Origin of the sequence: Aestuariivirga sp. (genome assembly GCF_047602625.1) — a bacterium.
Lineage (GTDB): Bacteria > Pseudomonadota > Alphaproteobacteria > Rhizobiales > Aestuariivirgaceae > Aestuariivirga.
The window spans coordinates 707,061-729,509 of sequence record NZ_JASGGV010000002.1 but is presented as its reverse complement, the minus strand read 5'-3'; the positions used below and the strand labels follow the sequence as shown (position 1 = coordinate 729,509).

The window sequence follows — 22,449 nt, the reverse complement described above, 5'->3', positions numbered from 1 at the left end:
GAGTGGGACGGAACTCAAGGGGGCGGCTTAGCGCATCACGAAGGGGTCGGGGATCGGATCGTCAGAGGTGCGCAGCCAGACGGATTTGGTGCGAGTATAGTCCAGCACTGACTCCAGCCCTCCTTCGCGGCCCGTGCCCGACATGCCGAAGCCGCCAAAAGGAACGATGGGCGATACGGCGCGATAGGTGTTCACCCACACGATGCCGGCATGAATATCGCGCACCATGCGATGGGCGCGCGACAGGTTGGAGGTAAATACGCCAGAGGCCAGGCCGAAGGGCGTATCATTGGCGATGCGGATGGCTTCCTGCTCACCGTCGAAGCTCAGCACGGACAGAACAGGGCCGAATAATTCCTTCTCGGCGGAAGGCGAATTCACGCCGTCGCAATCGAGAATGGTGGGGGAATAGTAAAAGCCTTTGGCGAAGCCTTCGGGCCGCGCGCCGCCGCAGACGAGCTTTGCCCCCGCGCTCAGGCTTTGTGCGACAACCGCTTCAATGTGATCGCGCTGGCGGGCGGTTGCGAGGGGGCCGACTTCGGTAGCGCGGTCCTGCGGATCGCCGATGCGGATGGCCTTCGCCTTGGCGGCGAGCTTCTGCACCATCTGGTCCTTCACGCGCCGTTCGACGATGAGGCGCGATCCCGCCACGCAGGATTGCCCGGTGGCGGCGAAGATGCCGGCCACCACGGCGTTGGCGGTGCTGTCGAGATCGGCATCACCGAAGACGACGACCGGCGATTTGCCGCCCAGTTCCAGCGTGACATGGGCGAGATTATTGGCCGCGTTGCGCATGACATGGCGCGCCGTTTCAGGCCCGCCGGTGAAAGCGATGCGCGACACGAGAGGATGCGACGTCAGCACCGATCCGCAATCCGGGCCGAAGCCGGTGATGATGTTCACAACGCCTGGCGGAAAGCCAGCCTCCTGTACGAGTTTCGCGAAGGCGAGCAGCGGAGCGGGGCCATCTTCGCTTGCTTTCAGAACCACGCTGCACCCCGCCGCGAGCGCAGGTCCGAGCTTTACGGCGGCGAGGAACAACTGCGAATTCCACGGCACGATGGCTGCCACGACGCCGATCGGTTCGCGCCTGAGCCAAACCTCCATGTCCGGCTTGTCGATGGGAAGGTGCGCGCCCTGCAGCTTGTCGGCAAGGCCTGCATAGTAGCGGTAGTATTCCGCCACATAGGCAATCTGCGCCGAGGTTTCGCGGATGATCTTGCCTGTGTCGGCTGTTTCGAGTTCCGCGAGCGTCTGAGCATTGGCGGCAACAAGGTCGGCCAGCTTGTAGAGAAGCTTGCCGCGCTGTGTTGCGGTCAGGTTGCGCCACGCGGGGTCGGAGAGCGCCCGGTGTGCTGCCTTCACGGTGCGGTCCACATCTTCGGCTCCGGCACGCGGCATCAGCGCCCAGGTCTCGCCCGTTGCTGGGTTCACGCTTTCAAACTGCTGCGTGCCCGCGCTGAATGTTCCATCGATATAATGTTCGAAGCTGCGCATGACTCAGGCAAAGGCCGGCATGACATGATCGATGAAGCGGCGAAGAGAGGCTTTCTTGCGCTCCGTGGTCATGCCGGAGTCGATCCACAAAGAAAACTCGTCATAGCCCATGGCCTCATAGGTCTTCAGCCTGCGGATCACCTCTTCCGGTGTTCCGGTTACGGTGTTCTCCAGCATCTTGTCCGCAGCGTAGTGCGGCATGGCCGCCATGTCGGCATCCGAAAGCTCCTGAATGAGCGCCTGCTTCACCGGCAGCTCATTCTTGAACCACGCCGCGAAGTAGCAATAGAAACGCCGCAGGTCTTCCGCGGCTTTGCGGCAGTCCGCGGCATCGGCGCCGACAAATCCATGCATCAGCAGCATGATCTTGCGCTTTTCGATTTCCGGATGGGCGGCAGAGGCCGTCTTGAAGCGCTCCATCAGCACCGCCACTTCCGGGTCGCCCAGATGCAGCGGCGTCACCTGCACGTGGCAATTGTTGGAGATGGCGAAATCATGCGACATGGGATCGCGCGCCGCCACCCAGATGGGGATGCCGCCATGCTGCAAAGGCTTGGGCGAGGAGGTGGTGGAGGGGAAGTTCCAGTGCTTTCCTTCATGCGCGTAGTCACCGGCCCAGAGTTTCGGCAGGATGGGCACCATTTCGCGCAGATGCGAGCCCGCCGTCATCGCATCCATGTTGTTGGCGAGGCGCTGGTATTCATAATTATAGGCGCCCCGCGCGATGCCAATGTCCAGCCTGCCGCCGGTGATGATGTCGGTCATCGCCGCTTCGCCGGCGAGCTTGATCGGGTTCCAGAACGGTGCCACCACCGTGCCGGTCCCCAGCCTCGCATGTTTCACGCGGTGGGCCAGATCGGCGATGGTGATGAAGGGGTTGGGGGCAATGGTGAAGTCCATGCCGTGATGCTCGCCCGTCCAGATGGCGTGCATGCCGCCCTTGTCCGCCATTTCGCAGAGATCGATCATCTCGTGATAAAGTTCGAGATGCGATTGCTGCGCGTTCAGCCGTTCCATGTGAACGAAGAGCGAGAATTTCATTGTTCGACGTGCCTCACCTGTCCGCGCTCGTGGCTGCCGGAATAGATTTTGAAACGGCCCTGCAGGCGCTCGTCGGCATAGCGTTTCAGCATGATGCGCGTCGCCTCGTCGGGAAGCTGCTCCCACGGAATGCGATCGAAGGGCACCAGCGCGCAGCTGTGATCGCCGCGCAGCGTGGCATCGCCCCGGTAGTAGATGGATTGCACCTTGGTCTGCGGGTTCTCGAAGACGGCGAAGAGGAATCCCAGATCGGTGTCGATGCCGTTGCGGCGCAGATATTCATGGAGCAGCGAGGCGCTGCCGGAGTGGCCGGTGCGCCCCACTTCGGGAAGCCTCAGCGTTTTACCATCCTGATCGCGCGTGAGGATGAGCTGGCCTTCGCTTTCAAGGATCGCGCCGACGATGGTGTGGCCGCCGGTGGCCGCATTCACAGCCGCCTGTTCAAGGCCTAGCGCCACATAACCGCCGCGTGCGTAGCCCAGCGGATTGGCGTCGGAATGCGAGAAGGCGCGGACCGCGCCCAGCACGATGATGTGATCGCCTGCATCCACCACCTCATGCCGGGTGCAGTCGAACCACGCCACGCTGCCGTCGATCAGCGGATTGCCGGAGGGCGCCTGCCGCCATGCGACATCGGCGAATTTGTCAGGGCGCTTGGAGGCGAAGATGCCGGAGGTGATCTTCTGCTTTTCCGACAGGATGTTTACCACAAAGCCGGGAGAGGCAGAAAATGTGTCGCGGCTGGCGGCGTTCTTGCCAATGCAGATCAGCAGTAGCGGCGGATTAAGTGAAACGGAGGTAAAGGAGTTGGCGGTGAAGCCTCTGGGGTTACCGTTCTGGTCGATGGTCGTCACGATGGTGACGCCGGTCATGAAAGAGCCGAAAGCGGAACGAAGCTCGCGAGTATCAAAGGGTTTCAGCGGCTCGGCGAGAAGATTGCGCAGCGCATGGTTGACGGCGCCGGGCGCCGTCATCGGCATCATGTGGCGCTCGCCGTCGATCACCAGCCATTTGCCGCGTGGCGCTAATGTTGCCATCGCTTCCGCCATGGCGGGTGACGAGTTCTGGTCACCCGATGCAGTGGCGAAGAGGGCGGGCATGGCGAGGCCATCGAGCTTGCTGGAAAATACGCGGTCGCTGCTGGCGAAGACGCGATAGGCAGCGGCGTAGCCTTGCGGATCGACCGTTTTCAGCCAATGCCGCACCTTGCGTCTGGCTTCAGTCTCGTCCTCGCCGAACCAGCGGGTGAGCGGATTTTCCACATCGGCGGCCATCGTGCCCAGAGATGCGGCGCGCGCTTCAACCGCCGCGCGCGCTTCGCCGCCCCGTTCGTAAACGGAGTTCAACACGCCCAGGCGCAGCACCATGGCGGGATGTTTCAGCGCCAGTCCGATAGCCACAAGCCCGCCCATGGAATGGCCGATGACATTCGCTGCCGGAATGTTCAGCTCGCGGAGCAATTGCGCGGCCTGGTCGACATAGTCGTCAAGGCTGGCATTGGGCGGGGGAGGCGCGCTGCCGCCATGCCCCAGCATGTTCATCGCAATCACCCGGTTGGTGTCGGAGAGCGCCGCGATCTGCGCCTCCCAGGCTTCGGCGCGAAGCCCCACGCCATGGATCAGCAGGATTGATTCGCCCGCTCCTTTCTCGATCCAGGTGGTGCGACCGGGCGCGTCAGACATTGTTGGTGTCGCCCAGCTCTTTCAGATCCTCGTAGCGGTTGCCGATCCGGTGATGCGGCCTGCCGCCGATCGAGGCGCCGAGCGCCACCACGATCTCATCGGGCGCTGGTGCATCGGGGATCGCGAAATGCACGGTCAGATAGTGCGAGCGCATGCCCTCATCCATCTTGTGCATGAGAGGGATCATGATGGGCGTGTTGGCGGGCCCCCTCACATTGGTGAAGGCGAGATAGCTCTTGGCGCCCACGGCTTTGCGGTAGTGATTGCCGAAGCGCAGCGTGTGAATCAGCGCCGAGGCGTGTTCCACCTCGCCGCCGGTGCCCACAATCGCCGCCTTGCCATAGCCCTCAATGGCTTCGCCGGAGCCTGCCATCCCGATCATCATCTTCGTCAGCATCTCGCCGAGGACAGGGGCGATGGCGCGGATTTCCGGCTTCAAATCCTCCACAAAACCTTTGCCGGCCCACGGGTTTTTCAGCACTGCCGCAGCGGCGAAGAGTTTAAGCGGAGTGGGGGCGGCCTTGCCGCCTTCAATATAGGCGGTTTCGGTGAAGGTCACGGTCTTGCGCAGGGAAGGGAGCATCAGTAATTTCCTTGATTGTCTTCTGGTATACCATAAGACAATTTGAGTTCAAGAGGGAATATCAGCCAAGAGGCGCGCGGCGATGGCGGCGGCGCTTTCTACATGTTCGCGGCAGGCGAGGGCAGCGGCTTGGGAATCGCGGGCGCGGATGGCGTCGACGATCTTGCGCATCTGGGCAGGGCCGGAGCGGTTGCGCTCACGCGATGAAATGGTCATGGCGCGAAGCTGGCTGATCCGACCGTTGAGGCGCTGCACCATGTCCCACGCCACCGTCTTGCCGCCGGAGAGAAACATGGCTTCGTAGAATCGCGTCGTGGCGGCCAGAACGCCGCGATGGTCGCCCGTGGCATAGGCCGCGGAAATGTCGGCCAGTGCCCTGTCCATGCGTGCAATGTCGAGATCACTGGCTTTTTCAGCGGCAGCGAAAGCAGCGGCAAACTCCAGCGCGGCGCGGATTTCATAAATCTGCGCGGCCGTGGCGGCATCGAGCGTCGCCACCACCGGACCCTGGTGCGGCACACTGTAGACCAGTCCTTCTGACTCCAGATGGCGGATCACCTCGCGCACCACCGAGCGGCTGACGCCCAGTTTCTGGCCGACATCGCGCTCCACCAGCCGGGTGCCCGGCGGGAAATGCAGATCGAGAATGGCGGCGCGCATTTTTTCCAGCGCCAGTTCGCGCAGGGTGCGCGGCGGTTCGCTGATACGGAGATCGGGTGCAGCAGTCATGCTGCGCTCATATCGCATCCGGCTCTAAGGCGCAAGAAGATGGTATACCAAAACCATCTAGGGTTCCTTGGGTTCAGCAGGCTTGAACATCTGCTGCCAGTAATTGCGCTGCATATCGAGGCCCTGCATGGCCGGGCCGAACCAGGCTTTCATCGCCGTCTCGGGATCGGTAGACATTTGCTGGCGCAGCTGGTCCTGAACCTGCGAGACAAATTGCTGCTGGATGGCGCTGAAATCAGGAAGTCCCAGAAAGGCGCGCGCTTCCTCAGGGGTACAGTCCACAGTCATGGTGATCTTCATCGGCGGTCCTCCGGCTGATGCTGAAACCATAGACCATTGGCGGCGGGCTTACCAAATCACCCTGCCGCCCGGTTGCGGCCCTGCCGCTTGGCCTCATAGAGGCGCTCATCGGTGCGGGTTAGCAGGGCCTCAATGTTCTCGCCATCCTGCAATTCCGCAACTCCGAACGAAGCCGTCAGCTTCAGGATGGCGGCGCCGGTGCCAGCCGCCTTCCAGGACGTCTGTTCGATCTGGGCGCGGATTTGCCCGGCCAGCGTCACCGCGTCCGCCAGCCTGGTTTGCGGCAGGATGATCGCGAACTCCTCGCCGCCATAACGCGCCACGGTATCGCGGCCTTTCATATTGGAGGCGAGGATGCGGGCGAAACCTTTGAGCACTTCATCTCCGGCGAGATGGCCAAACCTGTCATTCACCGCCTTGAAGTGATCAATATCACCCATCACGAGGCTCAGCGGCTTGCTACCATGCCGTGCTTCGCTCACGGCGCTGGCCAATGCGAAATCGAAGGCGCGGCGGTTGCGCAAGCCTGTGAGACTGTCGCTCAGCACTTCTGCCTTGGTGACGGCAAGGCTCGAGCGCAGGTGTTCGACTTGCCTGCGCGACTGTTCGAGATTTACTTGAAGCGCGCTGGCCTTGGCCCGCATGTTTTCATTTTCGACCATCAGGTAGCTGACGATGACTTTCAGCTGTTCGGGCGTGGTGGCGGTGGGCAGCTGCGTATTGGCCTTTGACAGGACGGTTGCATAAAGCCCGTTGGCTTCAAGATGGCTGCGCAACTGGTTGGCCACCTTGGCGATCTCCGCGGTCACCACTTCATCCGCGACGATCACTGGCGGTGCAGGAGGGGACGCAGCCATTTCCGGCATCAGAATGCTGAGAAAGGTCGAGAACAGGGTGAGCGCCAGCAGAACCGTCACAAGCCCCAGCAGCAACGGTGGGGCGGATGCGGAGCCAAGGGTTTCAGTCCCGGCGGGGTGGATGATGACGGCAAATGCCAGCGCCGCCGACCCGCAGGCAAAAACGGCGATCACCAATCTCAACGTGTGTCTCATGCCGGCGCGATTCGCTCCCGTTTGAAGTTTCCGCGCCGGGGCTTGCGGCAGGCTGATCGGGGCCGCTAACGTCTGCCGGCCTTCAGGAGTGAATCATGCGGAAGAAGTCGAAAGCTATCATCACCTGCGCCATCACCGGGTCGATCCACACGCCGTCCATGTCGCCCTATCTGCCGGTGACGCCGGATGAGATCGCCACGCAGGCGGTCGATGCGGCAAAGGCTGGCGCTTCCATCCTGCATCTCCACGCGCGCAATCCGGAAACGGGAAAGCCTGAAGCCTCCCCCGACGTCTACAATGCATTCCTGCCACGTATCAAACAGGCCTGTGACGCCATCATCAATATCACCACCGGCGGCGGGCAGGGGATGAGCATCGACGACCGCATCGCAGCGGCGGAAAAATTCTCTCCCGAGATGACATCCCTCAACATGGGAACCATGAATTTCGGCCTGTTCCCGATGCTGAACCGCTACAGCGACTTCAAGCATGAATGGGAACGCCAGCATCTTGAGTTCTCAAAGGATTTTATCTTCCGCAACACCTTTGGCGACATCGAGAAGATTCTCGAGAGGCTGGGCAAGGGCCACGGCGTCCGTTTCGAATTCGAATGCTATGACGTGGGGCACCTCTACACGCTGGCGCATTTTCTTGACCGCAAGCTGGTGACGCCTCCGCTCTTCGTGCAGACCATCTTCGGCATCCTCGGCGGCATCGGTCCTGATCCGCAGAATGTCATGGTCATGCGCGAAACGGCTGAACGGCTATTTGGCGACCAGTATCACTGGTCGGTGCTTGCCGCCGGGCGTTTCCAGCTTCCGTTCTGCACCATGGCTGCCACCATGGGCGCCAACGTGCGCGTGGGGCTTGAAGACAACCTCTACATCGGCAAAGGCAAGCTGGCGGAATCCAATGCGGCGCTGGTCGCCAAGATCAAACACATTCTGGAAGAGCTTTCGATCGATGTCGCCAACGCCGAGGAAGCCCGCGCAATGCTGGGAACGAAAGGCGCGGACAAGGTCGGCTTTTAGCCGCTAATGGTCTGACAGCGATTCCATATTCTTGTCGGCACGGCGGATGGCGGCCTCCATCCGCGCTTCCGCTGTTTCGAGGTTACGCTTCGGCTCCTGGTAGAACGCCGTGAATTTCATGGCGCGCAGGAAGGCGTTGTTCAGGGTGCGGCCCCAGAAATTCATGGGTCGGTCGAAGTCGAACAGCAGGATCACCCGCTCCTCGTCCGTGTTGTTGTAGACCTCGTGCTCATAGGTATCGTCGAACACGAAGATTTCACCGGGACGCCAGACGTTGATCGTGTTGTCAACGCGCAACCAGCATTTCTCCGCCTCGCGCGGAATGATGAGGCCGAGATGGGCGCGCAGGATGCCTTTGGTTACGCCGCGATGCGCGGGAATATGATAGCCGGGGCTGAGGATCGAGAACCACGCGGTCTGAAGGTTCGGCACCTGCTCCAGAAGTTTCGTGGTGACGGGCGCTAGCCGGCAGTTCTTCTCCATCTTCAGCCCGAAGCCGTAGAGGATGTACGTGCGCCAGTTCTTGCCGGTGGCGATCCGGTATTGGTCAGGCGAAATTTCCTGAAAAGTCGGAATATCGTCGCGGTGCTTCAGTATTTCTTTCGTCTCGCCGAGGATGACTTGCCAGTTGTCGGTGAACGGTTTGAGGAAAGGAAAATTTGCGTTGTCGAGAACTGGCGTGTCACCCACCAGAGACTGACGCCCGAGAAAATTTGCCAATGACCGGCTGAGCTTTTTGCCCCGTGTCTTGATGAAACGGCGGCGTGCCTTCTTGAGTTTTTGCGTCCAGCTTTCTGTTTCAGATGCTGATGTCATTGGACCGCCCCTTACGTAAAATACAGGTTTCAAAGGTCTGTCGTCCGAAACTCTGTCAAGAACGTGGCGGCCTTGCTAAGAGGTGCGGCGATTTGAAAGGTGAGACATTGGCGAAGCGTGTGATTGTGGCCGGTTCGGGGGTGATTGGCGCCTCCATTGCCTATCGTCTGGCCTCGCGCGGTGCCACTGTGACCGTTCTTGACGCGGCGGCTGAGGCCGGTGGCCTAGCGACGCGGGCCTCATGGGGCTGGATCAATGCAAGTTGGGGAAATCCTGAGCCTTATTACAGGTTGCGCGTCCGCTCCATGGTGGAATGGGACAGACTGGCACGCGACATTTCCGGCATTCCCTTTCAGCGTTGTGGCGGACTGATCTGGGATCTGGAGCCTGAAGCGCTCGATGCTTTCGCGCGCGAACAGGCAAGTTGGGGTTATGATCTCTCGCCCCTCGCGCGTGAAGCCATCCTGAAGTACGAACCCAATCTTAAGGTGGTGCCGGATCGCGCCTATTTCGCGCCGTCCGAGGGGGTTGCGGAACCCTTGGGCACAGCGAAAGCCCTGTTGGCCGCCGCTTGCGACCTTGGCGCCACGGTAGTTTGCAACACTCCTGTTGCGGATTTGCTGATCGAGAGCGGGCGCGTTGCCGGCGTCATTCTGGCTGGCGGGGGGATTGCCCGGTCTGATGAGGTGGTGGTTGCAGCCGGGGTAAAATCACCAGACATTCTCAAACGCGCCGGCATTTCCCTGAAAATAACCGCGCCTGCCGGTCTTCTCGCCCATTCCAAGCCCTTGCCGAAGCTGTTGAACGGTCTGGTCATGACGCCGGGGTTGCATGTGCGGCAAACCGGCGAGGGCCGCCTGGTGGCCGGTACCGATTTTGCGGGAGCCGAGCCGGAAGACCGTCCGGTCGATATGGCTCATGCACTGATTGCCGGCATGCGCGCGCTGGTGCGCGGGGCCGAAGGTGTGGAGCTTGATTTTCATACCATCGGATACAGGCCCACGCCCGCGGACGGGTTTTCCGCAATCGGGCGCCCCAGGCAAACCCAGGGGCTTTATGCCGCCGTTACCCATTCGGGGATCACCCTTGCGCCCGCGATAGGCCTGTTTGCCGCGCAGGAAATTCTCGACGGGCGGCGTGATCCGTTGCTCCTTCCTTTTTCACCCGACCGTCCGGAGATTACATGAGCCTTCTTCCCCTTTCTCACGCGCCGCGCGAAACCCTTGCTGGCTTTACCGCCGTTCTCAGCGATATCGACGACACGCTGACGCTGCATGGCCGCCTGCCTGCGGTGGCATACGGCGCGCTGGAGCGTTTGCACCGCGCCGGGCTCAAGATCATTGCGGTGACAGGCCGCCCTGCGGGGTGGTGTGATCTCATTGCGCGGCAATGGCCGGTGGATGGCGTTGTCGGCGAGAATGGCGCATTTTATTTCCGCTACGACGATCAGGCGAAGAAGATGTTCCGCGTTTATTCTCAAAGCGCAGAGGTGAGGGCCGCGAATGCGCAACGCCTCAAGGCCATATCACTCCGTATACTGAAGGAATTTCCCGGCACCGCCATAGCATCGGATCAGGCTTACCGCGAGATCGATGTGGCGATCGATTTCTGCGAAGACGTGCCGCCTTTGCCGCTCGCCACGGCGCAAAAAATCGCTGACGCGTTTGCGGAGGAGGGCGCCACGGCAAAGGTCAGTTCAATTCATGTGAATGCCTGGTTTGGCGACCATGACAAGCTCTCAATGTCGAAGAAGTTATTGTCGGAAGCCTTTGATATCAGAGTCGAAGACGACATTGAAAAGATCGCCTATTGCGGCGACTCCCCCAATGATTCCCCAATGTTCGGCTTTTTCCCCAATGGCATCGGAATGGCGAACGTCATGCCCCTGATCAAGCTGATGCCGCATCTGCCGCGTTATGTGACGCAAGCCGAGGGCGGCACGGGCTTTGCTGAATTTGCGGACGCCGTGCTTCACGCCAGAGGATGATCGTTTGTCTCCACTGGCATTGCTCCTGCAGGGATTGCGAGCAGAAGAATCTTTGTGGAGCGTTCTGTGCCTATTTGGCACAGGCATTCCCTGTTGGGCGCAGTTGATTGGGACAGGCACTGACCAGCGAGAGTGATGGATTTGCGGCGGCGCTGGAGCAGGCGCGGGTGCTGGAAGCCGCACACCGTGATTCTATCTATGCGTTTGCCGATGCAAAGACGCTGCGGCTCGGCATTCTGAAGGACGAGATTGAGGCCGTCATTGCAGGCAATGACGATGCACGCCGGGCGTTTGATATTGCTGCTTACAAAGGGCCGCCGCCCCGTCTGTTTCTCGATCTGACGGCATCCGTGGTGATGGAGCCTGATCCCAAGACGTATCGCCTTCTCTCCGACACCGCGCAGGGATCACAAATTCTGTTGGAAACGGAAGACTGTGCAGCCATGGTCAAAAAGGTCCAGGAAATTCTGGCGATATCGCTCATCGAGAAGCGGCGAAACTCCGCCTTTCTCCCGCCCGTAAACTCGCAGGGCGGCAATGCTTCACCGGCCGCGTTAACCATGGCATGGTTAACGGGTGCCGTCATCGGTGCGCTGGCGCTGGCGAGCGCCGTCATCTATTTGAATATGCTAAGATTTTAACTGACCGGCTGGACGTTACAATCTGAAACAGGTTTTGATTTAAGTTCAGTGCTTTGGCCTGTTACCCAATCGTCATGGCGTCACCACATGTCCACTCGTGTTGATGAAACAGGAAGCGCTAGGAATGGCATTCGAAATGACGGGAATTGCGAAGCGTGGCCACGCCGGTGAACATGAATTGGCCCGCACTCCGCGCGCGAACCGCAGCCTTGCCCAGCGGCTGGGCGATTTTGCGACGCTCGCCGATGCCCTCGATTATGCGGCGCGCGGACAGACCGGCTTCAATTTCTATTCCGCACGCGGCGCTCTTGCTTCGGTTATGACTTATGCGCAACTCCGCCGCGAGGCGCTGGTGGCGGCCCGCAAGCTGTTGTCGCTTGGCCTCAAGCGGGGCGACCGCGTGGCCGTTGTTGCGGAAACCGGCCCCGAATTCATGGTGGTGTTCTTCGCCTGCCAGTATGCCGGCCTACTGCCCTGCCCGATGCCCTACACGATGTATATCGGCGGCAAGGAGTCCTATGTCGAGCGTGTGGCCGGGATGCTGCGCGCCGCCAGCGCGTGTGCCGTGATCACCTCGGATGATCTTTTGGGCCACATGCAGGAAGGCGCGGCGCGGGCTGGCAATGTGCGCGTGTTGACGCATGCCGATTTGCAGTCTCAGCCGGAGGCTGCCGCCAAACTTGAACCATTTCGAGCGGAAGAAGACTCCTATATCCAGTATTCTTCGGGTTCGACCTCAAATCCCAAGGGCGTACTGATCAGCCAGAAGGCAATCACGGCGAACACACGCGGCATCTTGTGTGACGGAATGGCGATCCGCCCCGGTGACCGCGGATTTTCCTGGCTACCGCTTTATCACGATATGGGCCTCGTCGGTTTCTGCCTGGCGCCGATGATGGGGCAAGTGACCGTTGACTATCTTCCCACATCGGCATTCGCGCGGCGGCCCGCGCTGTGGCTGAAGCTGATGTCTGAAAACGGCTCGACCGTCACATTCGCTCCGAGTTTTGGCTATGATCTCGCAGCACGCCGCATCAACGGCGATGCCGCCAGTCTCGATCTGTCGGCTCTCCGCATTGCCGGCATTGGCGGCGACATGGTGCGGGCCGATGTGCTGACCCAATTTGCCGGGACGCTTGCGGTTGCGGGTTTTGATCCACGGTCATTCACGCCTTGCTATGGCATGGCGGAGACGACGCTGGCGATTTCCTTCACCCAGCCGGGCAAGCCTATTCGCGTCGATACCGTGGACCGGCATGCGCTGAAGGTCGAAGGCCGGGCCGTTGCCGCCGAAGCCTCGCCTGCCGCTCGCAGTTTCGTGGTGTGCGGAAAGCCCATGGCGGGCACGGCGGTGGAAATCCGCGATGAACAGGGAAACCCTCTTGGCGCGCGCGCCGTTGGACGGCTGTTCGTCCATACGCCCAGCCTGATGACTGGCTATTTCCGCAATCTTGAGGCGACCGATGCGGTGGTTGGGACCGATGGCTTCCTCGACACGGGCGACATGGGATACTGGCTCGATGGCGAGATCGTCATCACCGGCCGCGCCAAGGACCTGATCCTGCACAATGGCCGTAATATCTGGCCGCAGGACATCGAGTGGGCTGCCGAGCAGGTTGAGCCTTTGCGTGGCGATGACGTGGCCGCCTTTGCCGTTGAAGGCGATGATGGCGATGATGACGTGGTGGTGCTCGTGCAGTGCCGCCTTCAGGACGCCGATGAGATCGATAAACTGCGGCGGAACGTGGCGGCGGTGGTTCACCGCAGCGCTGGCATCGAATGCCGCGTGGTGATGGTGCCGCCGAAGAGTTTGCCTTTCACCTCGTCGGGAAAATTGTCGCGTGCGGGCGCCAAGCAGAAATTCCTTTCCGGTGAGATCGGAGAAGTGGCGCCGGTGCGCTTTCTTGAGGCTGCGCAGTAACCATCTGCTCTCGTTCAACTGGATTTTTGCCCCGTGTTGACCGCCATGACGGGCGCCACCGGCTTTGCCGGGCGCCATGCCGTTTCCGAATTTCTGTCGCGCGAACATTCGCTGCGGGTGCTGGTGCGTGATCCGGCACGGGCGGATTTGCCTGCTGCCGTTCAGGTGGTGCCGGGAGGCCTGGAATCTGCGGAAGCGTTGCGCAGTCTGGTGGCCGGTGCGGATGCCGTAGTGCATCTGGCGGGATCAATTTCTGCCGTGCGGCGGGAAGATTATTTCCGCGTGAATGAAGCAGGCACCGCAGCCGTGGCAGAGGCAGCGCGCGATGCGGGCATGAAGCGCTTCGTCCACATTTCCTCTCTGGCGGCGCGGGAACCTGAACTCTCGGATTATGGCGCGAGCAAGTGGGCGGGTGAGGAGGCCGTGAAGCGTGCAGCTTCGCAAATGCCTCTGCTGATCATCCGGCCGCCGGCGGTTTATGGGCCCGGCGACCGTGCCACGCTGCCGCTTCTGAAATCCCTGATCAGCAATCCGGCCATCATTCCATCCTCTCCCCACTCGCGCTTTTCCCTGATCCATGTGCATGACCTGGCGCGGCTGATTGCCGATGCGGCTGAAAGCCCGGTTACCGGCCTTGCCGAGCTGAGCGATGGCACGGTTGGCGGCTATACCTGGAGCGATCTCATCAGAATTTCCTCGGAAGTCGAGGGCCGCGCGATCCAGCCTCTCTTCCTGCCGCGCGGTTTTGTGCAGATGGTGGCATTGGCTGCGGATGGCGTGGCGCGGATTACCGGCAAGCCCGGCATGGTGAGCCGCAGCAAGGTAGGCGAACTCTATCATCACGATTGGGTTTCAGCGCCCGGGCCACTGGCACTTTCGGATCCCATCACCTTCGCCAGAGGATTTCCGGAAACGCTCAAATGGTACCGCGACGCGGGGTGGTTGCCTCGCCGTGCCGCTGCCGATAGAAGCAGGCCAAAACCCCGCTCCGAGGCGTCCCCATGACCGATACTGTTACCCAGATCATCAAGCTGCTGGCCCCCTTCAACACGGCAGGCATTCCGCTTTCAGCCGACACGGACATTTCCTCAGACCTCAATATCGACTCGGTGACGGTCATGGATTTCGTGATGGAGGTGGAAGATCACTTCGACATCGAAATCCCGCTCAACGTGCTCTCGGAAACCCGCACCGTTGCCGACCTTGCAAAGGTTGTCGAGGCGCGCAGCAAGAAGGCGTAGCCATGATCGATCTGTTCGACAAGCACCGGCCCATTCTCGAGAGGCTTTCGCGCGTCGGGCCGGATGACGTCAACCCGGTTGGCGTGACGAATGAGCGGATGCTGTCGCCGACGCGCGCCATCATCAATGGGCGCGAGACCATTCTCGCCGGAACCAACAACTACATGGGCATTACCTTCGATCCCGATTGCATCGCGGCGGGTGAGGAGGCAATGGCGAAATTCGGCACCGGCACCACGGGATCGCGCGTGGCGAATGGCACCTATTCGCTCCATACGGCGCTGGAAACCGAACTGGCGCATTTCCTCAACCGCCGCCACTGTATTGTTTTCACCACCGGTTATCAGGCCAATCTGGGCATGATGTCGGGCCTTGCGGGTCCGCGCGACACGATCTTCCTCGATGCCGATTCCCATTCCTCGATCTATGATGGCTGCACACTGTCTGGCGCCAAGCTCGTCCGCTTCCGGCATAATGACGCCACCGATCTCGACAAGCGCCTTGCCCGCTCGGAGGGCGAGGAGGGCGGCAAGCTGGTGGTGCTTGAGGGCATCTATTCCATGCTGGGCGATCGCGCGCCGCTGGCCGATTTCGTGGAGGTGAAGAAGAAGCGCGGCTTCCAGCTGCTGGCTGACGAAGCGCATTCTTTCGGCGTGCTGGGGCCGCATGGCCGTGGGCTGGCCGATGAAGCGGGCCTTGAAGACGAGGTTGATTTCGTTGTCGGCACGTTCTCGAAAAGCGTCGGCGCCATCGGTGGTTTTGGCGCCGGCAATCATCCGATGTTTGAAGTGCTGCGCTACGCGATGCGGCCCTACATGTTCACGGCGTCGTCTTCGCCGGCCTCGATTGCCACATCTCTTGCGGCGGTCAAGAAACTCGCCGCCGAGCCATGGCGGCGCGACCGGCTGCGGGAAAATTCCACGCGGCTGTTCAACGGTTTCAAAGGCCTTGGCCTTGACATGGGGTGCGATGCCGTCAGCCCGGTCATTGCCGTGAAATGCCCGGATGAGGCCAGCACCATCCGCATGTGGAATGCGCTTCTGGCTGCGGGTGTGTACGTGAACATCGCCCTGCCTCCGGGCACGCCCAACAAGCTGTGCCTGCTGCGCTGCTCGGTTTCCGCCGCTCATAGCAATGAAGAGATCGACCGCATTATCGAACTGTTCGGCCAGGTGGTTGCGGCGCATCACGGCAAGAAGGCCGTGAACGCCTGATCAGCGGATTGCCCCGCGTTTCAGGAGTTGCGGCAGCAGCGTGAGGCTGGCGACGATGGGGTGTCGGCGCTGAAAGGCAGTGAGGGTGATTTTCTGCCCGGAATGGCGCTCGATTTTCCACGCAAGATAATCCGCGCCGCCCGTGAAGGTGAAAGCGGCCTTCAGCAAACGGGCGGCAGACCAGAGTTTTCCGGCGGCCCGGCGCAGCGGCCAATTGGCCATTACGGGCGCGAGACCGCGCAATCCTCCGCCGATGTGCTCGTAATAATCGCTGTTACTTTCGACAACATGGCGCGCGCGGTCCTTGCCGCTTTCGGCGCGGAGTTCGGTGCCATAAGTCATGGCAAAGATGCGCGTGCAGACATCGAGCGGTTCGGGGCTGCCGGGAAGCCCCAGCCCCAGCCCATACATTGTTTTTGCCGCGGTTGTAATCGCCTCGATGACGGATGCCTTCGCCTGCTGGCTTGCAGAGAATAAAAGGGCCGACGGTTGTGAAAAACGCGCCCAGAAATAGGGGTTGCGCGCGGTCATCCAGGTTTGGAACGCAGTACGCGGCATCACCGCATATTTGGCACGGTAGCGGCGTCCGCCGAAATCCATTTCTGTGTAATAGACATTGGGCGGCGCGATCCAGCAGCCAAGGCGGCTGATGGGATTTTTGCTGACGCCTGAATAGTCCGCCGTCAAGACATAGAGATCAATCAGGGAGTCTGAGGTCGAGACGCCGCGCAGGCATGAGCCATAGGCCAATACCGCCTGCACGTCCTGATGCTGTTTGCGCGCATGATCCGCCATCGCCGAAATCTCCGGCGGCACGCTCTTTGAAACAGTTTCGGCGATCAGCTTATCGAGGGTAGTCATTCACCCGCGAACATAGGTGAAGACGGGGCCGGTTTCGACCCTCAAGGGCTCGCCTTCCGGCGCGTCGAAAAATTCACCGTCAATGACATAGCTTACCGGGCTGGAGATGCTGAGCGCGCTGGCGGCGACACTGGCGGAGCCCGGCGGGCCTTTGCGTGTTTCGCTGCCATACATGATCGGAATGAGCCAGCGGGGGATCGATGGCACGGGATAGGGGATGACCGTGGTGCGGATCGCCCCGCCCGTGCCGCCCCAGAACGGCTTTGTGCCGAGGATCAGTTTTTCCAGCGTGGTGGCGAGCATCAACAACTGCTGACCCTGCGATATGAGGCGGCCATCAGCCTCGATGCCGATGGAAAACGGGCGGTCGAAGCGGGTGGTGTCAGCAGGGTTGGCTGGCGTGAACAGCGATCGGCCGACGGCGCCTGCAAGGGTGGAAAATGTGGCCCAGCTCCCCTTCACGCCCTTGGCATTGAAGGCGCGCTGACAGAAGAGGGTCGCTTCCGATACGGCGCCCGTGCCCAGGAACATCCCATGGCGGGGATTGCCGTCTTTCGGGTTCACGGCGCGGAGGGTCGGGCGGGCCTGCAAGTCTTCCGGATCGAGCGTAGAGATAAACCGTGCCTGAGCGTCAATACTGCGGTGGCGGAAGCCCAGATCGGCGGCGGTCATGTTGGTGGTGCCATGCGGCAGTAGCGACAGGCGCGGAAGCTTGGCAAAGGGGCGTTTCTCCGCCAGTTCCGTCTGGATGGCCTGAACGGTGCCATCGCCGGAACTGATGAACAGATCGGTCACGCCGTCTTTCGCCATGTCGGCGATGAAGTGCGGCAGCTGATCGAAGCGCTCCAGCACTTTCACAGAGACCGAGCTCGAATTGCGGAGCTTGTCCGCCAGCGCCAATCCCTTGCCGGAAGATTGGCCTGAGCGGGGGTTGACCAGCAGGCCGGCGCGCATCAGGCTTTTGTCATCCACGAACTGAGGGGTCCAGCGCGGCGCGCGGCCAGCGCCTGCATCAGCTGAATCCCATGCAGCACGAGGCAAACCACCGTCCAGATGGCGACCGCCAGCAGACCCCAGTCGGGCCTGCCGATGATCGCCCCACACGTAAGCAAGATGAGATTGGGATTGCGCCTCGCCGTCACCTGCCGGAACAGCGTGTCGACCTTCCGCCAGATATGTATCTCGAGACCAAGCCATGCGATGGAGACGCCTTCCATAAGCCGCTGAACGACATAGCCGCCGAGAATAGCAAGGATCACCCACCAGAAGGTTACCGGAGACAGTGCAAGTCCAACTGTTTTGAGCCCGAGCGCCCAGGCCACATACCAGAACGGAGGATGCACGAGATCGATCCCGTGATCGAAGATATCGCCCCATTTGCTGGAGGTGAGCGTGGTACGGGCCAGCTTGCCATCCACCGTGTCGAGAAAGGTCATGGCCCAGGCAGCGATGAGGCCGGTGATGAAATGGCCTTCCAGAAACAGCCAGAAGGCCAGAGCCGTCAGGATGGCGGCCACCGTGGTGACCATATTCGGCGTGACGCCGCGCGCCGCCAGCCAGCGGGTGGCATGAAAGGCGGGCACCGGCCAGAGATGCTTGGTGACAATATCCGTGGCGCCCTTGTAGGTGCCCATGAACATCCGCCATTCAACGGCAGCGAGGTTCTGGCCCGACACGGCATAGGCATAGGGTGTCTCGCGCTTGCGGAGCGCCTTCCAGAATGTGACATCGAGCTGCGCGGGGGTCCGCCCGTCGAGATTAAGGGCAGGCGCCGCTTCTCCAGACAGCAGCCGTGCTGCGTCTTCCGCCTGGGAGGCTGGCACATTGGCAGCCAAGGGCACGGGATGAGATGCGCTTTCTCCCATCAGCAGAAGACCTGGCGTGGCGATCAACACTGGGATCAGCGGCTGATCGAGAGCCGCATCTCCACGCACGACCACCACATTGCCATCGGTACCGGCGCTTTGCACTGAGACTTCAGCCGTTACGCCGGCGCGCGCAAACTGCCGCCGCGTGCGTTCGGACGTGCTGCGGCCGAACAGAACCGGTCCATTTTCGCCGGTGATGCAGAGCACGGTGGCGGTAGGGTGAGTTTGGTTTTTCACGGTGACGCTTCTATGGGGAGCCGGTGGGCGAAGGTCAACCTCAGACGGTTTCTGCCCGGAATGACATGGCGGCGGCGATCATTCCGAAGGCAACCACGGGGAGCCAGGCGGCGATCCATGGCGTGACGAAGCCCAGTTCGCCCATGGTCATGGAGATTCCATCGACGATGAAATAGCTGAAGCCCAGCCCGATCCCCAAAACGAACAATACGCCCAGGCCGCCGCCCCGGCGGAAGCGCGTGGCCAACGGCAGGCAAAGGGCGATCATCACAAGGCCTGAGAAAAATAGGGACAGCCGCTTGTGCCACCAGGTTTCATAAACCCACACAGGCCGGATACCGAAGCCGCCGTTCTGGATGAAATAGGACAAATCCGAGATGGACATGCTTTCCGGGTTGCCGGACCGGACACCTGCTTCTGCCGGCTTAAGGCCACCGGAATAAACCATTGTCGAGAGCTTGTTGGGCTCCTGGTTGCCGCGGTAGTAAATGATGACATTTGAAAGCGTCCACCGGGCGTCCTCAAGTTTTGCGGACTGGGCAAAGATTTGCTCGCGCAGCAGGCCGTCGGGATCACGGCGGAAGATAATGAGGTTTTTCAATTCCGTCGAATTGGCATTGGCTGTTTCGGCGCGCAGAATATCGGTACCAGCGCGCATCCAGAGCGGATCGTTCTCATTCACCTTAAGCTTGGCCTTGCTGTAGTCACCGATTGCCCATTCCCTGAGCGTGGGATCAGCCGCGGGAACGGCCATGTTGTTCAACAGGAAATTGGCGCCGCCGACGATGAACGCCAGCGGCAGCAGAAGAACCAGCACGCGGAAGGGTGAAAGCCCGGCGGACCACAGGGCGGGTATTTCGTTGCGATAACTCAGCTCCGTCAAGGCCAGGAGCATGGCGATCAGCATGCTGATGGGCAGGAAGGTCGCAAGCACTTGCGGCGAGCGATACATCACATAGCGCAGCAGGATCGAGGGATGGCCGGGATCGAGTTTCAGAATATCGGGCGCATAACTCACAGCTTCCAGCGACAGGACAAACAGCGAGATGCCGATGAGCACCGCCAGAAAGCGCGTGGCAATCATCTGGATCAGCATCCACGAGACGATTTTCAAGGCTGCGCTCCGAGGCCTGCACGCCTGAGGAGGTGATCGCGGATGTTGCTGAGCGCATCCCCTGCATTGTCGATGGCGGCGTCGATGACATCGCGATTCACGGTGAAGCAGGCCGCGTAGTAGCGCCAGGCCGTGAAAAGCACGAGGAGGGCGAAAGGTGCCCACATGGCCACCCATGGAGAGGCTTTCCCGTCGCCTGCCATGACGCTGCCCCGTTCCACCACCTCATGATAGACCAGCACGAGAACGAGCGCTGTGGCAAAGCGGTAGGCGCGCCTGGAGCGGCGGCTTCCGATGGTGAAAGGAAGCGCCAGAAACGGAAGGATCAGCGGATTTATGGAACTGACGATGCGGTGATGGATTTCCGCCACCATGCTGTTGACGGTCGTGCCCTGCGGAGGCGTTTTCCACTGCGCGAAGAGTTCGGGCAGCGTGAGTTCCCGCTCGTCCTCGCCCCGCGGCCGGAACGCGTCCTTTGAGAGTCTGCCCAGCGGCGTGTCCGCAACCTCGAATTCGGACGCCTGGGGGTGAATTGTCGCTGGCGAATTGTAGTCCGGCTGCGTGTCAAAGATGAAGCGATGCCCATGTTCAAGATGCAGAACAGGCCTTGGCTGCCCCGCCACATCGACCAAGGTTCCCTTTGTCGCGGTTACGGTTTCGGAGCCCTTGCCGTCCTTGCCGGCGCTTTGGTCATAGACAAACACGTGATCAAAGGCGTTCGTGCTGCGGTTGAGCGTATCGAGAATGAAGGTGCGGTTGTTTGACTGCATGAAAACGCCTTCTTCGGCGAGATAGAAGAATTCGACATTCTGCACTTCAAAAACCACCGACCTGTAAGCATAGCGCGTATAGGGCTGGGCCCAGCCGAAGACGAAGAACGATGCCGCGCTCAGCAGGATCGACACCACGATCACCGGGCGCGCCAGCCGGTTGAGGCCAACGCCCGCCGCCATGAATGCATCCGTCTCGGAATTGGCGGCCATGCGGCTGAAGCCGAACAGAAGCCCGAGGAACAACGCTGCCGGGATTGCGGTGCCGAGATAATTCGGCACCAGATAGGCCAGCATCTCAAAGACCACGGCGAAGGAGTTCTTCTTTCCCAGCGTGGTATCGAGCAGACGCACCATGCGTTCGGCCAGCAGCATGAGCAGGCCGATGCTGAACGCCGCGATCAGCGGCGTGGCAATCTGCTTCAGCACATGGCGGTCAACAATGGGGAGCAAGGGGCCTCAGGCTTTCGGCCAGGCCTGCTGCAGGGCCTGCAGCATCCGGGCGCGCGTGTCTTCCGGGACCGCCGTGGCAAATTTGAGATCGGGAACGCCGGGCCAGCCGGGGTCAACAAAGCTCACGCCCTGGAAATCCTGCGGTTCTGCATAGCGCGGCAGAACGTGAAAGTGAACATGGGGGTCGACCATCATCAGCATGAGGTAGTTGATGCGCTGGTAGGTGCGCAAGGCAGACAGGCCGGCTTCGATATCCTTGGTCACAAGGGCAAGTTCGGCAAACGCTTCCGGAGGAAGGCTCGAAAAGGCTGTGACTTGACTCTTGGCGCCAAGGATCAGGGCGCCGAGCGTCGCCTGCGCCGGGCGCAGCAGGACGCTCCAATGCGCATAATCCCGCACCAGCGTTGCGGGATAGCCGAATTTCACGAGGGTTGCATTCATCGCCGGCACTCTACCCGGAGAGTGTTTCAGGTGGAAAGGCTGAACTGTGTCTTTGTGAAGATTGTGCGGGTTTCGGGATCGAAGCTCCTCACCGTCACATCGGTCAGCCAGCGGCCGTCCTGCCGGGTGATGCTGTAGAGATTCCAGCCCGCCGGGGTATGCGGGCTTCCAGCCTGCATGGAGGCCGAGGGGACACCGAAAACATGGCTGCGGCCAAAGCGCGTCTCGAGGAGGGTGAGCATTTCCAGATGGTTGTGGCCGTGCAGCACGAGTTCTGCCCCTTCCGCCACGAGAACATCCTGCAACTGAGCGGCATCGGTCAATTCCTTGCGGAGATGCGCCAGGCCCGGCAGCGGCGGATGATGGATCATCACCACGCGCGCGTAGCCCCGCTCGCGAAGATCGCGCAACACGCGGGCGAGGCTTTCAAGCTGCTCTTCCCCCACTGTTCCACCGGCCTTGCGCAGTGATTGCGGAACGCCGGAGTTGACACCGATCAGCGCCACACTCTTCCGCAGGCGGACGAACGGAAAAGGTGCGGCGACGCGGTCATCCGTAACGACCTGCCGGACTCGCATTTCGCCTTCCATCCAGGGCGCGAAATGGCGCAGGCCCTCATCCCAGGCGAAGGGCACATAGGTGTCGTGATTGCCGGGCACGAAGCTCATGTGCTCAGGGCCTGAGAGGCGCTCCATCCAGCGGGCGCCGCGCGGAAATTCCGCCGGGCTCGCGATGTTCACCAAGTCACCGGTGAGCGCGATATGATCGGGGTTCTGCGCCACAATATCGCGGGCAATCAGACCGGCCACGGCTGGGTCGTGCAGGCGCTTGCGGCGAAGCTCCCAGGACAGCCAGCCGATGATCCGCTTGGTGGCGAAATCCGTCCACAGCGCGCCCTTGGGCATGGGGCCCAGATGGACGTCGGAAAGATGCGCGAGGGTGAAGGGAGCGGCCATGCCAGACGTCGTTG

Annotated in this window: 23 protein-coding genes; 8 read left to right on the top strand and 15 right to left on the bottom strand. The window is 61.1% G+C overall.

Annotation, left to right across the window (positions count from 1 at the left end):
• Positions 1-27 precede the first annotated feature (27 nt).
• The 7 genes from QM694_RS08540 to QM694_RS08510 are packed head-to-tail and all read right to left on the bottom strand — an operon-like array spanning position 28 to position 6,884.
• A complete protein-coding gene (locus QM694_RS08540; protein ID WP_415006514.1) occupies positions 28-1,497 on the bottom strand; it encodes an aldehyde dehydrogenase in 1,470 nt (489 codons plus the stop codon).
• Positions 1,498-1,500: 3 nt separating this feature from the next.
• Entirely contained in the window at positions 1,501-2,538 is a 1,038-nt protein-coding gene (locus QM694_RS08535) for an LLM class flavin-dependent oxidoreductase (RefSeq protein WP_415006513.1), read from the bottom strand.
• Positions 2,535-4,220: an alpha/beta fold hydrolase gene (locus tag QM694_RS08530; RefSeq protein WP_415006512.1), complete on the bottom strand. Its 1,686-nt coding sequence runs from the start codon at positions 4,218-4,220 to the stop codon at positions 2,535-2,537. The genes QM694_RS08535 and QM694_RS08530 overlap by 4 nt, the downstream gene beginning before the upstream one ends.
• On the bottom strand, positions 4,213-4,803 hold the full coding sequence (locus QM694_RS08525; protein ID WP_415006511.1) for an amino acid synthesis family protein: 591 nt from the start codon (positions 4,801-4,803) through the stop codon (positions 4,213-4,215). The genes QM694_RS08530 and QM694_RS08525 overlap by 8 nt, the downstream gene beginning before the upstream one ends.
• Positions 4,804-4,851: 48 nt before the next feature.
• Positions 4,852-5,532 carry a GntR family transcriptional regulator gene (locus QM694_RS08520; RefSeq protein ID WP_415006510.1) on the bottom strand — a complete coding sequence of 227 codons (681 nt, stop codon included), beginning with the start codon at positions 5,530-5,532 and terminating at the stop codon, positions 4,852-4,854.
• 57 nt (positions 5,533-5,589) lie between these two features.
• Positions 5,590-5,832, bottom strand: coding sequence for a DUF6489 family protein (locus QM694_RS08515; protein ID WP_415006509.1), 243 nt, complete (start codon positions 5,830-5,832; stop codon positions 5,590-5,592).
• Between the two features lie 56 nt (positions 5,833-5,888).
• Positions 5,889-6,884 (bottom strand): GGDEF domain-containing protein, encoded by a 996-nt coding sequence (locus QM694_RS08510; RefSeq protein ID WP_415006508.1) that lies wholly within the window; start codon positions 6,882-6,884, stop codon positions 5,889-5,891.
• 95 nt (positions 6,885-6,979) lie between these two features.
• Here QM694_RS08510 and QM694_RS08505 point away from each other — a divergent pair, with 95 nt between their 5' ends.
• Complete coding sequence (locus QM694_RS08505; protein WP_415006507.1) at positions 6,980-7,915, top strand: 3-keto-5-aminohexanoate cleavage protein; 936 nt, start codon at positions 6,980-6,982, stop codon at positions 7,913-7,915.
• Positions 7,916-7,918: 3 nt separating this feature from the next.
• Here the strand turns inward: QM694_RS08505 and QM694_RS08500 are convergent, their stop codons facing one another.
• The gene (locus QM694_RS08500) at positions 7,919-8,731 is read right to left on the bottom strand and encodes an aspartyl/asparaginyl beta-hydroxylase domain-containing protein (protein ID WP_415006506.1); all 813 of its coding nucleotides are present in this window, start codon (positions 8,729-8,731) and stop codon (positions 7,919-7,921) included.
• On the opposite strand from QM694_RS08500, the gene QM694_RS08495 reads away from it, so the two are divergent.
• From QM694_RS08495 to spt, 7 genes are all read left to right on the top strand, one after another.
• Entirely contained in the window at positions 8,725-9,918 is a 1,194-nt protein-coding gene (locus tag QM694_RS08495; RefSeq protein ID WP_415006505.1) for an NAD(P)/FAD-dependent oxidoreductase, read from the top strand. The two genes, QM694_RS08500 and QM694_RS08495, sit on opposite strands and share 7 nt — an antisense overlap.
• Complete coding sequence (locus tag QM694_RS08490) at positions 9,915-10,718, top strand: HAD-IIB family hydrolase (RefSeq protein ID WP_415006504.1); 804 nt, start codon at positions 9,915-9,917, stop codon at positions 10,716-10,718. Before QM694_RS08495 ends, QM694_RS08490 begins: the two co-directional genes overlap by 4 nt.
• 107 nt (positions 10,719-10,825) lie before the next feature.
• Positions 10,826-11,359 (top strand): hypothetical protein, encoded by a 534-nt coding sequence (locus QM694_RS08485; protein WP_415006503.1) that lies wholly within the window; start codon positions 10,826-10,828, stop codon positions 11,357-11,359.
• A 124-nt stretch (positions 11,360-11,483) separates the two neighbouring features.
• Positions 11,484-13,280, top strand: coding sequence for a fatty acyl-AMP ligase (locus QM694_RS08480; protein ID WP_415006502.1), 1,797 nt, complete (start codon positions 11,484-11,486; stop codon positions 13,278-13,280).
• Between the two features lie 33 nt (positions 13,281-13,313).
• Positions 13,314-14,285: an NAD-dependent epimerase/dehydratase family protein gene (locus QM694_RS08475; RefSeq protein ID WP_415006501.1), complete on the top strand. Its 972-nt coding sequence runs from the start codon at positions 13,314-13,316 to the stop codon at positions 14,283-14,285.
• Positions 14,282-14,521, top strand: coding sequence for an acyl carrier protein (locus QM694_RS08470; protein ID WP_415006500.1), 240 nt, complete (start codon positions 14,282-14,284; stop codon positions 14,519-14,521). The genes QM694_RS08475 and QM694_RS08470 overlap by 4 nt, the downstream gene beginning before the upstream one ends.
• Before the next feature lie 2 nt (positions 14,522-14,523).
• Complete coding sequence (gene spt, locus QM694_RS08465) at positions 14,524-15,735, top strand: serine palmitoyltransferase (RefSeq protein WP_415006499.1); 1,212 nt, start codon at positions 14,524-14,526, stop codon at positions 15,733-15,735.
• On the opposite strand, the gene QM694_RS08460 is transcribed toward spt, so the two are convergent.
• Genes QM694_RS08460 through QM694_RS08430 form a run of 7 tightly spaced genes read right to left on the bottom strand, consistent with a single transcriptional unit; the run spans position 15,736 to position 22,435 of the window.
• Positions 15,736-16,596 carry a hypothetical protein gene (locus QM694_RS08460; RefSeq protein WP_415006498.1) on the bottom strand — a complete coding sequence of 287 codons (861 nt, stop codon included), beginning with the start codon at positions 16,594-16,596 and terminating at the stop codon, positions 15,736-15,738. It abuts the gene before it with no gap.
• Positions 16,597-17,568 carry a diacylglycerol kinase family protein gene (locus QM694_RS08455; RefSeq protein ID WP_415006497.1) on the bottom strand — a complete coding sequence of 324 codons (972 nt, stop codon included), beginning with the start codon at positions 17,566-17,568 and terminating at the stop codon, positions 16,597-16,599. It lies immediately after the preceding gene.
• On the bottom strand, positions 17,550-18,701 hold the full coding sequence (locus QM694_RS08450; RefSeq protein WP_415006496.1) for a CDP-alcohol phosphatidyltransferase family protein: 1,152 nt from the start codon (positions 18,699-18,701) through the stop codon (positions 17,550-17,552). Before QM694_RS08450 ends, QM694_RS08455 begins: the two co-directional genes overlap by 19 nt.
• 40 nt (positions 18,702-18,741) lie before the next feature.
• Complete coding sequence (locus tag QM694_RS08445) at positions 18,742-19,815, bottom strand: LptF/LptG family permease (RefSeq protein ID WP_415006495.1); 1,074 nt, start codon at positions 19,813-19,815, stop codon at positions 18,742-18,744.
• Positions 19,812-21,038, bottom strand: a complete 1,227-nt coding sequence (locus QM694_RS08440; protein ID WP_415006494.1) for an LptF/LptG family permease — start codon at positions 21,036-21,038, stop codon at positions 19,812-19,814. Before QM694_RS08440 ends, QM694_RS08445 begins: the two co-directional genes overlap by 4 nt.
• A gap of 6 nt (positions 21,039-21,044) precedes the next feature.
• Positions 21,045-21,479, bottom strand: a complete 435-nt coding sequence (locus tag QM694_RS08435; RefSeq protein WP_415006493.1) for an HIT family protein — start codon at positions 21,477-21,479, stop codon at positions 21,045-21,047.
• 26 nt (positions 21,480-21,505) lie between these two features.
• Complete coding sequence (locus tag QM694_RS08430; protein ID WP_415006492.1) at positions 21,506-22,435, bottom strand: metallophosphoesterase family protein; 930 nt, start codon at positions 22,433-22,435, stop codon at positions 21,506-21,508.
• Positions 22,436-22,449 lie beyond the last annotated feature (14 nt).

What these genes read in the sequence shown, in the direction of transcription:
- QM694_RS08540 (WP_415006514.1), bottom strand. Translation starts at nt 1,497, where the DNA reads ATGCGCAGCTTCGAACATTATATCGATGGAACATTCAGCGCGGGCACG.
- QM694_RS08535 (WP_415006513.1), bottom strand. Translation starts at nt 2,538, where the DNA reads ATGAAATTCTCGCTCTTCGTTCACATGGAACGGCTGAACGCGCAGCAA.
- QM694_RS08530 (WP_415006512.1), bottom strand. Translation starts at nt 4,220, where the DNA reads ATGTCTGACGCGCCCGGTCGCACCACCTGGATCGAGAAAGGAGCGGGC.
- QM694_RS08525 (WP_415006511.1), bottom strand. Translation starts at nt 4,803, where the DNA reads ATGCTCCCTTCCCTGCGCAAGACCGTGACCTTCACCGAAACCGCCTAT.
- QM694_RS08520 (WP_415006510.1), bottom strand. Translation starts at nt 5,532, where the DNA reads ATGACTGCTGCACCCGATCTCCGTATCAGCGAACCGCCGCGCACCCTG.
- QM694_RS08515 (WP_415006509.1), bottom strand. Translation starts at nt 5,832, where the DNA reads ATGAAGATCACCATGACTGTGGACTGTACCCCTGAGGAAGCGCGCGCC.
- QM694_RS08510 (WP_415006508.1), bottom strand. Translation starts at nt 6,884, where the DNA reads ATGAGACACACGTTGAGATTGGTGATCGCCGTTTTTGCCTGCGGGTCG.
- QM694_RS08505 (WP_415006507.1), top strand. Translation starts at nt 6,980, where the DNA reads ATGCGGAAGAAGTCGAAAGCTATCATCACCTGCGCCATCACCGGGTCG.
- QM694_RS08495 (WP_415006505.1), top strand. Translation starts at nt 8,725, where the DNA reads ATGTCATTGGACCGCCCCTTACGTAAAATACAGGTTTCAAAGGTCTGT.
- QM694_RS08500 (WP_415006506.1), bottom strand. Translation starts at nt 8,731, where the DNA reads ATGACATCAGCATCTGAAACAGAAAGCTGGACGCAAAAACTCAAGAAG.
- QM694_RS08490 (WP_415006504.1), top strand. Translation starts at nt 9,915, where the DNA reads ATGAGCCTTCTTCCCCTTTCTCACGCGCCGCGCGAAACCCTTGCTGGC.
- QM694_RS08480 (WP_415006502.1), top strand. Translation starts at nt 11,484, where the DNA reads ATGGCATTCGAAATGACGGGAATTGCGAAGCGTGGCCACGCCGGTGAA.
- QM694_RS08470 (WP_415006500.1), top strand. Translation starts at nt 14,282, where the DNA reads ATGACCGATACTGTTACCCAGATCATCAAGCTGCTGGCCCCCTTCAAC.
- spt (WP_415006499.1), top strand. Translation starts at nt 14,524, where the DNA reads ATGATCGATCTGTTCGACAAGCACCGGCCCATTCTCGAGAGGCTTTCG.
- QM694_RS08460 (WP_415006498.1), bottom strand. Translation starts at nt 16,596, where the DNA reads ATGACTACCCTCGATAAGCTGATCGCCGAAACTGTTTCAAAGAGCGTG.
- QM694_RS08435 (WP_415006493.1), bottom strand. Translation starts at nt 21,479, where the DNA reads ATGAATGCAACCCTCGTGAAATTCGGCTATCCCGCAACGCTGGTGCGG.
- QM694_RS08430 (WP_415006492.1), bottom strand. Translation starts at nt 22,435, where the DNA reads ATGGCCGCTCCCTTCACCCTCGCGCATCTTTCCGACGTCCATCTGGGC.